The 13,764-nt window shown below is 64.6% G+C and carries 8 protein-coding genes; 7 read left to right on the top strand and 1 reads right to left on the bottom strand.

Features of this window, described 5'->3' with window-relative positions; all coding sequences use genetic code 11:
- Nucleotides 1–14 precede the first annotated feature (14 nt).
- Nucleotides 15–1,007 (bottom strand): LacI family DNA-binding transcriptional regulator, encoded by a 993-nt coding sequence (locus tag OUZ30_RS17570; RefSeq protein WP_425601537.1) that lies wholly within the window; start codon nt 1,005–1,007, stop codon nt 15–17.
- A 301-nt stretch (nt 1,008–1,308) separates the two neighbouring features.
- Between OUZ30_RS17570 and OUZ30_RS17565 the strand changes: the two genes are divergently transcribed.
- From OUZ30_RS17565 to OUZ30_RS17535, 7 genes are all read left to right on the top strand, one after another.
- Entirely contained in the window at nt 1,309–3,438 is a 2,130-nt protein-coding gene (locus tag OUZ30_RS17565) for an alpha-glucuronidase family glycosyl hydrolase (protein ID WP_425601536.1), read from the top strand.
- Between the two features lie 17 nt (nt 3,439–3,455).
- Entirely contained in the window at nt 3,456–5,471 is a 2,016-nt protein-coding gene (locus tag OUZ30_RS17560) for a sialate O-acetylesterase (RefSeq protein ID WP_266183734.1), read from the top strand.
- Entirely contained in the window at nt 5,468–6,727 is a 1,260-nt protein-coding gene (manD, locus tag OUZ30_RS17555) for a D-mannonate dehydratase ManD (protein ID WP_266183733.1), read from the top strand. The genes OUZ30_RS17560 and manD overlap by 4 nt, the downstream gene beginning before the upstream one ends.
- 86 nt (nt 6,728–6,813) lie before the next feature.
- The gene (locus OUZ30_RS17550; RefSeq protein ID WP_266183904.1) at nt 6,814–8,460 is read left to right on the top strand and encodes a glycoside hydrolase family 43 protein; all 1,647 of its coding nucleotides are present in this window, start codon (nt 6,814–6,816) and stop codon (nt 8,458–8,460) included.
- Nucleotides 8,461–8,499: 39 nt separating this feature from the next.
- Complete coding sequence (locus tag OUZ30_RS17545; RefSeq protein WP_425601535.1) at nt 8,500–11,196, top strand: beta-glucosidase; 2,697 nt, start codon at nt 8,500–8,502, stop codon at nt 11,194–11,196.
- Between the two features lie 11 nt (nt 11,197–11,207).
- A complete protein-coding gene (locus tag OUZ30_RS17540) occupies nt 11,208–12,251 on the top strand; it encodes a sugar kinase (protein WP_266183731.1) in 1,044 nt (347 codons plus the stop codon).
- Nucleotides 12,251–13,744: a mannitol dehydrogenase family protein gene (locus tag OUZ30_RS17535; protein WP_266183730.1), complete on the top strand. Its 1,494-nt coding sequence runs from the start codon at nt 12,251–12,253 to the stop codon at nt 13,742–13,744. The genes OUZ30_RS17540 and OUZ30_RS17535 overlap by 1 nt, the downstream gene beginning before the upstream one ends.
- Nucleotides 13,745–13,764 lie beyond the last annotated feature (20 nt).

Below are 13,764 nucleotides of genomic sequence, written 5' to 3'. Positions count from 1 at the left end.
AGCGGGGCTGCTCGTCAGCCCCGCAACTTACCGGCGGGCGCCGCGCAAGGTGCGACCGAATCGCGCTTGATCAGCTGATGCGCAACCACATGATCGACCACCACCCGGGTGTCGTTTTCCTTGCGGCGAATCGTCCGCAGCAGGATGTCGATGGCCGAGTCCGCCATGGTCGCGATCGGTTGGCGGATGGTGGTGAGCTCGGGCCAGACGGTAGTCGCGGCCGACGTGTCATCGAAACCCACGATGGAGAGATCGCGCGGCACATCCAAGCCACGTCGATGCGCCACCGAGATCGCCGCGGCCGCCATATCGTCGTTGCCGGCGAAGATGGCGCTCGGCGGCTTGCGCAGGGCCAGCAAGGTCTCCACGGCGGGCAATGCGGAGCGATAAGTGAAATAGCCCTGCTGGACCAGCGCCGTATCGAACGGAATGCCGGCTTCCTTGAGCGCCGCCTGGTAGCCCTCGAAGCGGCGCGTGCTGGCGGTTTGGTTGGGATGGCCCTTGATGCATCCGATGCGCGTGTGCCCCATCTGGATCAGGTATTCGGTGAGCTCCTTGCTGGCGAGGAAGTCATCGACGCGGACGCTGGAAATATCGTGATTGAAGCGTCCCGAGGCGATCGCCACGGCCGGCACGCCCGCATTGACCAACTCCTCGATCACCACCTTGGACTCGCACAACGGCGGCGGCAGGATCACGCCAGCCACGCCTTTGGCGAGCGCGCGCGCCGCCTTGCGCTCGGCGCTGGGGTCGAGCCCGTCCCAGTCATCGATCACCAACTGCGCTGCCGTGCGCGCCGTACCGTGCAAGGCGCCGAGCAACAGTTCGCGCAAGTAGCCGGCACTGGGGTTGGTGTAGATCAGGGCGATACGCGCATCCTGGGCGGCAGCCAGCGAACTCGCCGCCTGGTTCGGGATATAGCCCAGCTGACTCACGGCCTGCATGACCCGCTCGCGGGTCGATTCGCGCACCGTGCTGTGACCATTGATAACGCGCGACACCGTCATCGGCGACACCTTGGCCAGCGCCGCCACCTCATCGATGGTGACGGCGAATCCCTTGCGACGAACCGATTTCTTGCTTGTCTTCTTCAATGCCGTTTCCTTCTAGCGGATTCGAAACCGCACAAGTCGCGTCGCGGTGGCCACCGAAATCGATATCAGTCGTGATATGGGACCGGATACGGGGAAATTCTTACATATGTTAGCGGTACCAGGATCTGCTGCCAGCAAGACAATCCGTGGGACATCGTCGATGCCCGCGGGCCATTCGCGCAAGCGCTCGTTTTGCCGCAGCGTCGCGTTGGCCATGCTGATGCTGGCGGCGGCGCTATGCACGACCCACGCATTCGCCGAGGATGGCTACGACCTGTGGTTACGCTACCGCCCGCTCGCTTCCGCGCAGGCCGAGGCAAATCGCATCCATGCCTCGCAATTGATCGCGGGCGCCGCGACACCCACCCAAGCGGTCACCCGCCAGGAATTGTTGCGCGGGCTGGGTGGGCTGCTCGGCCATGCGCCGCCGCTGTCGGATAGCGTCACCAGCGATGGCGCGATCATCGCCGCTACGCCGGCATCATCAGCGCTGATCGCGGGTCTGCGCTTGAATACCAAGGATCTCGGCCACGAGGGCTATCTGATCCGCAGTGTCGTGGTGAATGGCCATGCGGCGACGGTCATCGTCGGCAATGACGATGTCGGCGTCATGTATGGCGCGTTCCATTTCCTGCGCCTGCTGCAAACAGCGCAATCGATCGCTCATCTCGATCTGCGCGAATCGCCGCATATCCAGCTGCGCGTTCTCGACCACTGGGACAATCTCGACGGCCACGTGGAACGTGGCTATGCCGGCAACTCGATCTGGGACTGGCAAAAACTGCCCGACTGGCTCGACCCGCGCTATACCGACTATGCGCGCGCCAATGCCTCCATCGGCATCAATGGCAGCGTGCTCAACAACGTCAACGCCGACGCCCAGATCCTGACTCCGCTGTATCTGGAGAAGGTGAAGGCGCTGGCCGGCGTGCTGCGCCCTTATGGCATTCGCGTCTACCTCAGCGTTCGCTTCAGCTCGCCGATCGAACTTGGCGGACTGAAGACCGCCGATCCGCTCGATCCGCAGGTGCAGCGCTGGTGGCGCGCGAAAGCCGACGAAATCTACAAGTACGTGCCGGATTTCGGCGGCTTCCTGGTCAAGGCCAACTCCGAAGGCCAGCCGGGACCCCAAGACTACGGCCGCAATCACGCGGATGGCGCGAACATGCTGGCCGATGCGCTGGCGCCGCATGACGGCATCGTGATCTGGCGCGCCTTCGTCTATTCGCACGAGCAGCCCGACGACCGCGCCAAGCAGGCCTATACCGAGTTCAAGCCGCTCGATGGCCAATTCCGCGCCAACGTGCTGCTGCAGGTGAAGAACGGGCCGATCGATTTCCAGCCCAGGGAGCCCTTCAGCCCGCTGTTCGGCGCGATGCCGAAGACGCCGCTGATGATGGAATTCCAGATCACCAAGGAATACCTGGGCTTCGCCACGCATCTGGCCTATCTGGGCCCGCTGTTCGAAGAGGCCTTGCAGGCCGACACCATGGTGCACGGCAAAGGTTCCACCGTGGCCAAAGTGATCGACGGTTCGCTGCATGGCTACGCGCTGACCGGCATGGCCGGTGTCGCCAATATCGGCACCGACCGCGACTGGTCCGGTTCGGAATTCAATCAGGCCAACTGGTTCGCGTTCGGTCGCCTGGCCTGGAACCCGTCGCTGTCCTCGCGCGCCATCGCCGAGGAATGGGTGCGCATGACCTTCAGCAATGACGAGGCCTTCGTCAAACCCGTCGTCGACATGATGATGGTGTCGCGCGAGGCGGTGGTCGACTACATGACGCCACTGGGCCTGCATCACCTGATGGGGAATGGCCATCATTACGGCCCGCAGCCATGGTTTGCCGGCGGTCCGCGAGCCGATTGGACCCCGGTCTACTACCACCGCGCGGACAGCCACGGCATCGGCTTCGACCGCGACAGCAGCGGCAGCAACGCGGTTGCCCAGTACGCGGGGCCGCTCGCGGCGCAGTTCAATGATGCGGCGCAGACGCCGGAGCAAGACCTGCTCTGGTTCCACCACCTGCCGTGGGACTACCGCATGCATTCGGGCCAGACGCTCTGGTACGAGCTGGTGGCGCATTACACCCGCGGCGTCGACGAAGTGAAGCAGATGCGCGCGACCTGGAGTCATCTGGATGGCCATATCGATCCTGAGCGTTACCGTCAGGTCGCCGCCTTCCTGGCCATCCAGGAGAAGGAGGCGCAATGGTGGCGCGATGCCAGCATCGCCTACTTCCAGAGTGTCTCCGGCCTGCCGTTGCCACCAGGCTTCGCGCCTCCACAGCATCCGCTTGAGTATTACCAGTCGCTTTCCTTTCCGTACGTTCCTGGCCATTGACCATGGTGACCCACGCTATGCCCATTCCATTCAAGGCTCGCCGCAGCGCAGCCGTGCTTGCCGCATTGCTTGGCTTCAGCGCGCTCAACGCGCAGGCCAAGAGCGACGATGCGCCTCTGTTGAACACGCTCTTCCAGGATCACGCAGTGCTGCAACGCGACCGCGTCAATCCTGTCTGGGGCAATGCCCAAGCGGGCGAGAAGCTGGAGATCGCCTTCGCCGGCAAGCGCGCAAGCGCCCGAGCCGATGCAAGTGGCCGCTGGCAGGCCTCGCTGCCTGCGTTGCCGGCGGGTGGCCCCTATACCCTCAAGGTGACGGCGGCGGACGGCAGCTCGCAGACGCTCGATGACGTGCTGGTCGGCGATGTGTTTCTGTGTACCGGCCAATCCAACATGGTGTTGCAGGTCAAGCGCACGCTGGACTCGCGCTCTGAAATCCAGAACGCATCGAACGACCGCATCCGCATGCTGACGGTCGACAACATCAGCAGCGTCACGCCACAGGACAGCATCCCTGCCGCCAATCATTGGCTGAAGACCACGCCGGAAAACATTCCTGAGTTTTCCGCCGCCTGCTACTACTACGCACGCGAGCTGCAGAAGACCGTGCAGGTGCCGATGGGCCTGATCGTCTCGGCCTGGGGCGGTTCGCGCATCGAGCCGTGGATGAGCGCGCAGGCCTTGCGCAAGGTCGGCGGCTACGACGCCTCGCTGGACCTGCTCGATCTGTACGCGAAGGACCGCGCACGCGCTGGCGAGCAGTGGGCGCGCCTGTGGCAGGACTGGTGGCGTTCGCGCCCCGGCGTCAGCGCGACCAACGAACCGTGGAACCCCGCGCACCTCGTCAATGACGGCTGGCGCCCGGCCCCGCTCGATCGTGGCGCCTGGCAGCGCTGGGAGATGCCTGAGCTGGCGAACTTCACCGGCATGCTGTGGTATCGCACCACGGTAAAGCTGACCGCAGAACAAGCGGCGCAGGGCGCGGTGCTGTCGCTGGGCACGGTCAACGAGGCCGACCAGACCTGGGTCAATGGTCATTGGGTGGGCACCGGTTATGGCGGCGACGATCGCTCCTACACGCTGCCGCCCGGCGTACTGCATGAGGGCGACAACCTTGTCGTCATCAATGTACTCGGCACCTATCGCGACGACGGCCTTTATGGCCCCACGGCCAAGCGCGCACTGCGCCTAGCCGACGGCTCGACGGTTGCCTTGGGCGACGCCTGGCAGTACCAGATGGTGCCTTCGTCCTACGGACCGCCGCCGAGCCCGCCATGGCTGTCGACCTCCGGCCTGACCACGATCCACAACGGCATGATCGCGCCCTTGGGCAACTACGGCCTGCGCGGCATCCTGTGGTACCAGGGCGAATCGAACACGAGTCACGCGTCGAACTACCTTGCTCTGCTCGACGGCCTGCGTAGCGATCTGCGCGCGCGCTTCGGTGCGAACCTGCCGATGCTGATCGTGCAGCTCGCCGGTTATGGTGCGGCGCCGACCCACCCGGTAGAAAGCGGATCGGCCCAGGTGCGCGAGGCGCAGCGCCTCGCTGCCGCGCAGGACCCGCACTCGGGTCTCGCCGTGGCAGTCGATATCGGCGAGCGCTCGGACATCCATCCGGCCAACAAGCAGGAACTGGGGCGGCGCCTCGCCCGCGCAGCGCGCCATGTGATCTATGGCGAGACCCTGCCGCCGTCCGGTCCGGTGCCCACGTCGGCACAGCACAACGGCGATGCGGTAACGCTCACGTTCGGCGATGTCACCGACAAGCTGGTCGTCTATGGCGCGGACAACCCGGTCGGCTTCGAACTATGCGGAGCCCAGGCGGACTCCTGCCACTACGCCAGCGCCGATATCCACGGCAATCAGGTCGTATTGCGCGCGGCCCTTCCCGCCAGCGAGATCAAGCGCGTGCGCTACTGCTGGGCCGATAGCCCGATCTGCACCCTTTACGACGGCTCCGGCCTGCCGGCCGGGCCGTTCGAGCTGCCCATCACGCCAACACAAGAAGCCAAGCAAGGAACCCGGCCATGAGCACCACCCCCTCCCCTGAAGTCACCGCCAACGGTTCGGTGCGCGACCGCGAAATCATCGCCGCGCGCGTCATCGTGACCTGCCCGGGGCGCAACTTCGTCACGCTGAAGATCGAAACCCGCTCGGGCATCAGCGGCATCGGCGATGCCACCCTCAATGGCCGCGAATTGGCCGTGGCCGCCTACCTGCAGGAACACGTCGTACCGAACCTGATCGGGCGCGATGCGGGCCGCATCGAAGACATCTGGCAGTTCCTTTATCGCGGTGCCTATTGGCGGCGCGGTCCGGTGACCATGACGGCGATTGCCGCGGTCGATATGGCGCTGTGGGACATCCTGGGCAAGCTGGCTGGCATGCCGGTGTACCAGCTGCTCGGCGGGCGTTCGCGCGAAGGCGCGCTGGTGTACTGCCACGCCAATGGCCGGGACATCAGCGAAACCAGCGAACAGGTCGCCAGCTATATCGAGCAGGGCTTCCTCGCGGTGCGCGCGCAATGCGGCGTGCCGGGCGTGAAGAAGGCCTATGGCATTTCCAGCGGCGGCAAGCCCTACGAGCCTGCCGAAAGCGAATTGCCAGCCGAAACGGTGTGGTCGACGCCGAAATACCTGGAGATCGTGCCGCAGCTGTTCGAACGCCTACGCGCCGATCACGGCACCGGTGTTGAGCTGCTGCACGACGCGCACCATCGCCTGACGCCCATCGAAGCGGCACGGCTTGCGCGCAGCCTGGAACCGTATCGGATGTTCTGGCTGGAAGACGCCACCCCGGCGGAGAACCAGAAGTCCTTCGAAATCATCCGCCAGCATTCGGTCACGCCATTGGCAGTAGGCGAAGTGTTCAACTCGATCTGGGACTGCAAGCACCTGATCGAGAACCAGCTGATCGACTATATTCGCACCACCATCGTGCACGGCGGTGGCATCACCCATCTGCGCCGTCTGGCCGATTTCGCCGCGCTGCATCAGGTGCGCACCGGCTTCCATGGCGCCACCGACCTGTCGCCGGTATGCATGGGCGCCGCGCTGCACTTCGATACCTGGGTGCCGAACTTCGGCATCCAGGAATACATGTTCCATTCGGACGAAACGAACGAAGTATTCCCACACAACTACTTCTTCCGCGAAGGCCGGCTGCATTGCGGCGAATCGGCGGGACACGGCGTCACCATCGACGAGAAGCTGGCGGCGCGTTATCCCTACGCGCCGAAGCAGCTGCCGATCGCGCGCCTGGAAGACGGCTCGATGTGGGACTGGTGATGGCACTGTCCCGGCTACTCGGCCTCGCCGAACGCAAAGTATTTTCGCCAAGGGGAAGCAAGCGTGCTTCCCTTCGCGCCGGCCTCATGCTGCTCATCGGCATGGCCGGCATGTCTGCGCGCGCGCAGGAACCGGTGCTGTTTGACTGGTTCGAGTATCGCGGCCACGACACGGCATTCGAGCAGCCGGTATCGCCGGACCAGTATCGCAATCCCATACTCGCCGGCTTCAATCCGGACCCCAGCGTGGTCCGGGTCGGCGACCGCTACTACCTGGTCACCTCAAGCTTCGGCTACTTTCCCGGCATTCCGGTGTACGAGAGCCGCGATCTGGTGCATTGGACGCCGATCGGCCACGTCATCGATCGTCCGTCCCAGCTGAATTTCGACGGCTTGAGCCTGTCGCGGGGCGTGTTCGCGCCGAACATCGCCTACCACGACGGCACGTTCTACGTGGCCAATACCGCCGTCGACAGCGGCGGCAACTTCATCGCCACCGCCAAGAATCCAGCCGGCCCGTGGTCCGACCCGATCTGGTTGCCAAGCATCGGTGGCATCGATCCGTCGCTGTTCTTCGACGACGATGGCAAGGTCTACCTGCTCAACAACGACGCGCCCGAAGGGAAGCCGCTGTACGAGGGGCATCGCGCGATCTGGATGCAGGAACTCGATCTGGCCCATTACAAGCCAGTCGGTCCGCGTCGAGTGGTGATCAACGGCGGCGTCGACCTGTCGAAGAAGCCGATCTGGATCGAGGGACCGCGCGTGTACAAGCGCGAGGGCTGGTACTACCTCGTCTGCGCCGAAGGCGGCACCGGACCTCAGCACTCGCAGGTGGTGCTGCGCAGCCGCTCCGTATGGGGACCGTACGTTCCTTATGCGGACAATCCGATCCTGACCCAGCGCGATCTTCCAGAGGATCGTGCCGACGCAATCACCAATGCCGGCCACGCCAACCTGGTCGAAACACCCGATGGCAGCTGGTGGGCCGTATTCCTGGCCAGCCGCGCATACGATCGCGTGCACTACAACACCGGGCGCGAGACCTTCCTGCTGCCGGTGACCTGGAAGGACGGCTGGCCCATCATCCTGCCGCATGGCCGCGCGATTCCGCAGATCGTAGCGGGCCCGACGTCCATGCAGCGCGATGCAACTCAGACGTCATTGAGCGGCAACTTCAGCTGGCGCGATGGGTTTGCCAGCACCACGCTCGATCCGGTCTGGATGTACGTGCGCGTGCCGAAACAGGAATGGGCCGACCTGCACAGCCATCCCGGCAAACTGGCGATCCATCCGCTGCCGGAAGGCCTGGACACGCTGCGCAATCCGTCCTTCCTCGCGCGGCGACAGCAGCATCTGGTGTTTGAGGCCAGTACCTCGCTGACTCTGCCGGCGCAGGCGGGAACCGAGGCGGGCATCGCGAGCTTCCAGAACGAGCATTACTGGTACGCCTTTGGTGCGAAGCGCGTCGGCGACCAGGTGGTGGTGTCGCTTCTTCGTCACCGTGGTGACGACCAGGCACTCGTCGCTACGACGGTACTGCCGAAGGAAACCAAGCAACTGAAACTGAAGATCGCTGCGGACGGCGGCGCCTATTCATTCGCGTATGACGACGGCTCCGGTTGGAAGTGGCTACGTCGCGACGAAGACGGAACCCTGCTCAGCACCGACGTCGCCGGCGGTTTCGTCGGCGCCGTCGTGGGGCCTTATGCGCGCCAGCTTGGGAACGAATAAGAAGCAATGAACATGCACAACAGCTTGAAGAATGTGTCGATGGCTCGGCTCCCCGGTTCGTCGTTGCCGACCTGGCGCGCGATTATGGCCGCCGCCTTGCTCACGGTAAGCGCACAGGCCTTCTGCGTGCCCGCTACGGCCGCGCCTGCACCGACACCCACCTACCTCGACCTCAACCGCAGCTTCGCGGAGCGCGCCGCCGATCTCGTCGCGCGTATGACGCTGGAGGAAAAGGTGGCGCAGATGCAGAACAGTGCCCCTGCGATTCCGCGTCTGGGCGTACCCGCCTATGACTGGTGGAATGAGGGTTTGCACGGCGTTGCTCGTGCCGGCCAGGCCACGGTCTTCCCCCAGGCGATTGGACTTTCGGCGACGTTCGATACGGCGTTGATGGGCCAGGTGGCCACCACGATCAGCGACGAAGCGCGCGCCAAGTACAACGAGTTCGAACGGCACGACATGCACGCCCGCTATGAGGGCCTGACCTTCTGGTCGCCGAACATCAATATCTTCCGCGACCCGCGCTGGGGTCGGGGACAGGAAACCTACGGCGAAGACCCGTTCCTTACCTCGCGCATGGGCGTGAACTTCGTGCGTGGCCTGCAAGGCGACGATCCGACCTATCGGAAACTCGACGCGACCGCCAAGCACTTCGCCGTGCATAGCGGCCCCGAAGCGGACCGCCATCATTTCGATGTGCATCCCAGCGAACGCGATTTGTTCGAAACCTACCTGCCGGCTTTCCAGGCCCTGGTACAGGAGGCCAAGGTCGATGCGGTGATGGGCGCGTACAACCGCGTCAACGGCGAATCGGCCTCGGCCAGTCCCCGCTTGCTGCAGGACATCCTGCGCAAGCGCTGGGGCTTCAACGGCTACGTCGTCTCCGACTGCGACTCGGTCGAGGATATCTATCTCCAGCACAAGATCGTGCCTACCGCCGAACAGGCGGCGGCGCTGGCGGTGAAGAACGGCGACGATCTCAACTGCGGCAAAACCTATGCGGCGCTGACCCAGGCCGTGCAACAGGGCTTGATCAGCGAGGGCGAGATTGACGCCGCGCTCAAGCGACTGATGCTGACGCGCTTCCGTCTTGGCATGTTCGACCCACCTGAACGGGTGCGCTATGCGCAGATTCCCTACTCCGTCAATCAGTCGCCGGCGCATGACCAGCTGGCGCGACGCGCCGCGCAAGAATCGATCGTGCTGCTGAAGAACGATGGCGTGTTGCCGCTTTCGCACGACCTACGCCACATCGCGGTAATCGGCCCGAACGCAGACGAGGTCGCGCCACTGCTGGGCAATTACTACGGCACGCCGGCTGCGCCGGTGACGATCCTGCAAGGTATCCGCCAGGCCGTGCCGAACGCGCAAGTGACCTATGCCCACGGCGCCGCCCTGGTCGAAGGCCTCAACGGGCCGGGCGCGGCGACCTTGATCGAGCCCGTCTATTTGCGCCCCTCGGCCAACGCCACCGAGCACGGCCTCAAGGGTGAGTATTTCCGCGGCAACGACTTTGTGTCTTCGCCGGTACTGACGCGCACCGATGCCAAGGTCAGTTTTCGCTGGGATCACAGCACCCCGGTGGACGACCTGATCAGCCGTGGCGAATTGCCCGCCTCGCAGGCTCTGGAAAGCAATCACTTCAGCGTGCGCTGGAGCGGTCAGCTGCTGCCGCCGGTATCGGGCCGCTACGAATTGAGCGCCGCTGCCAGCGACGGTTTCCGCCTGGTCCTCGACGGCCATCCGCTGATTGACGCCTGGGACACCGGCGTTCATCCGCCCAGGCAAAGTGCCTTCGTCGATCTGGTCGCAGGCAAGACCTACGATCTGCGCCTGGAATACGCGAAGGGTGCCAAGAATGCCGACGTGCAGCTGGCCTGGCGCCTGCCGGGTGCCAAGCCGCCGTTCGAGGAAGCGCTCGAGGCGGCGCGCCATGCCGACGTGGTCGTCTTCGTGGGCGGCCTGACCGGCGACGTCGAGGGCGAGGAGATGAAGGTCAATTATCCTGGCTTTGCGGGCGGCGATCGCACCGATCTGCGCCTGCCGCAGACGCAGGAAAAGTTGCTCGAAGCCTTGCAGGCGACAGGCAAGCCCGTGGTGCTGGTGTTGACCGCGGGCTCAGCGTTGGCCGTCGACTGGGCCAAGCAGCATGTGCCGGCAATCCTGTTCGCCTGGTATCCGGGTCAGCGCGGCGGCAATGCCGTCGCCGATGTGTTGTTCGGCGACGTCAATCCCGCCGGGCGTTTGCCGGTGACCTTCTACAAGGGCGACGAAAAGCTGCCGGCCTTCGATGACTACAGCATGAACGGACGCACCTATCGCTACTTCAAGGGCGAGCCGCTGTATGCGTTCGGCCATGGTCTGTCGTATACGCACTTCACTTACTCGGACCTGCAGCTCGATCGCAACCAAGTCGCGGCGAAGGATCACCTCAAGGTCACGCTGAAAGTGAAGAACTCGGGCCAGCGCGCCGGAGACGAAGTCGTCCAGCTATACCTGCGCCCGCTGAATACGCCACATGTGCGGGCGACCAAGGAACTTCGCAGCTTCCAGCGCATCAACCTGCAACCGGGCGAGGAGCGTAGCGTCAGCTTCGATATCTCGCCCGCCAACGATCTCAAGTATTACGACGACGTGCGGCATGCGTATGCCGTCGATCCGGGCAACTACCAGGTGCAGATCGGCGCATCCAGCGCCGATATCCGCCTGGTCAAGGACGTCGTCGTCCAGCACTAATGGAAAACGCAATGCGTAACGAAACCAAGAACAACAACGGCAAAAACCGGATCATCTTCTTCGGCGAACTGATGATGCGGCTGTCGCCACCGGGGCATGAATTGCCGCTGCAGTCACCGCGCTTCGATGCACACTTCGGTGGCGCCGAAGCGAATGTAGCGGCGTCGCTGGCCATTCTTGGCCATGACAGTGCGATGGTCAGCGCGCTGCCGGACAACACGCTCGGTCATGCCTGCGCCGGCGAGTTGCGGCGCCATGGCGTGGATACCGCCGGCCTGCGTTATGCCGACGGTCGCATGGGGCTGTATTTCCTTTCGCCGGGTGCGATGCAGCGTCCTTCCGAGGTGCTTTACGATCGCGCGGATTCGGTATTCGCGCGTACCCCGGCCAAGGCTTACGACTGGCCACGCCTGCTTGCCGGCGCACAGTGGCTGCACCTGTCGGGGATCAACCTGGCCCTGGGCAAACCCACCGCGCAAGCAGCCCTGGCCGCGGCGCGGGCGGCGCGCGAGGCCGGCGTGGCAATTTCGTTCGACTGCAATTTCCGCAGCAAGCTGTGGGGTGCGCGGGTGATGGAAGCACCGGCCCTGCTGCGCGAGATCGTGGCCGAGGCCGACCTGATCTTTGGCAACGACCGCGACGTGGCCCTGATCCTCGGCACAGACTTTCCACACAAGACCGCGGCGGAGCGCTTTGCAGCGGCGGCAGCCGCCGCGTTCGCCGCGTGGCCGCGCCTGCGCCATATGGCGGCGACCGAACGCAAGCACCGCAGTGTCGACCACCAGGAACTGGCAGGCATGCTGGCCGTGCGCGAACGCGTGCTGAGCACGAAGGCGTATGCGCTGAGCGGCATCGTTGACCGCATTGGCGGCGGCGATGCGTTTGCGGCCGGCCTTCTGCATGGCTTGCTGCGCCATATGAGTGACAAGGACGCGCTCGACTTCGCCATCGCAGCCGCCTGCCTCAAACATTCCGTACCCGGCGACGTCAACTTGTTGCGTGAGGCCGATATGCGCGCTTTCCTCGCCCAGGGCGGTTTCGAGGTGAAGCGCTGATGGCCGAGATCCCATCGCAGCAGGCCACGCGACTGTCCTTGAAAACGCTGGCCGGCTTGCCGTCATCGGTACTCAAACCGGCCTATAGGCCAGGCGATACCCGCATCGGCATCGTCCATATCGGCCCCGGCGCGTTCCACCGCGCGCACCAGGCGGTATATCTCGACGACCTGCTGACCGATCATCCGGACTGGGCGATCTGCGGCGTGTCCCTGCACAGCGCCGACGTACGCAACGCGCTGCAACCGCAAGACGGCCTGTACACGCTCGCCCTGCTGGGCGAACAAAGCCAGCTGCGCGTGATCGGCTCGATCCGAGAGTTGCTGTGCGCGCGCGAGGAACCAGCCGCCGTACTGGCCCGACTCGCCGATCCCGCGGTTCGACTGGTGACGCTGACGATTACCGAAAAGGGTTATTGCCTAGCTGGCCAGGACCTCGACGTGAGCCATGCCGACATCGTGCATGACCTCGCCTCGCCCGCATCGCCGCATAGCGCCATCGGCTATCTCGTCGCCGGCCTGCGCGCGCGCCAGAAGCTTGGACTGGCCCCGTACACCGTGCTCAGTTGCGACAATCTTGCCGACAACGGCCATCGTCTGCGCCGCGCCGTCCTGCAGTATGCGCGGCGCATCGATGCCGACCTGGCCGACTGGATCGAGGCCGAGGTGGCCTTTCCCTGCTCGATGGTGGACAGCATTACGCCGGCTTCCGACGATGCGCTGCGCGAGCGCGTCCAGGGCGAGCTCGGCTGCGTGGACGCCTGGCCGATCCAGCGCGAGACGTATACGCAGTGGGTGATCGAGGACCGCTTCTGCAACGAGCGCCCACCGTTCGAGTGCGTCGGCGTCACCATGAGCCATGACATCGCCGGTTATGACCGCGCCAAGCTTCGCCTGCTCAATGGCGCGCATTCGTCGCTGGCCTACCTGGGCTCCTTGATGGACCTCGAGACCGTCGGCGATGCCATGAGCGAGCCAAGGCTCGCGGGTTTCGTGGCGCGACTGATGCGCGACTCCATCGCGCCGGCCATCGCCCTGCCCGAGGGTATGGATGCCGGCGCCTATATCGATGCGATCCTCGAACGCTTCCGCAATCCGTCGATCCGCCATCGCCTCTCGCAGATCGCCTGGGACGGCTCGCAGAAGTTGCCGGTACGTTTGCTCAGCACCATTGGCGATGCGCTCGCGCTGGGCCGACCGATAGCGCCGCTATGCCTGCCCATCGCCGCGTGGATGCATTTCGTGCGCAGACAGGCACGCAACGGCGTGGCCCTGGTCGACCCGCTGAACGATGTGCTTTCCAGCCTTGCCGCTGCCACCACTGGCGATCCAGGCGGCGACGTCGCGGCCTTCCTCCAGCTCGACACGGTCTTCGCCCCGCTCTCGGCCGACAAGCGCTTTATGACGGCCCTGAGTGATGCCTACGCCGTGCTCGGCAATGCCACGCCAGCGGCCGTGACGAGCGCGCTGGTAGCGGTCCACTGGGCCGACTGACTGAGGCCACTATGCCGGCG

Origin of the sequence: Dyella humicola, assembly GCF_026283945.1 — a bacterium.
Classification (GTDB): domain Bacteria; phylum Pseudomonadota; class Gammaproteobacteria; order Xanthomonadales; family Rhodanobacteraceae; genus Dyella; species Dyella humicola.
This window is presented reverse-complemented; position numbering and strand designations above follow the sequence as displayed.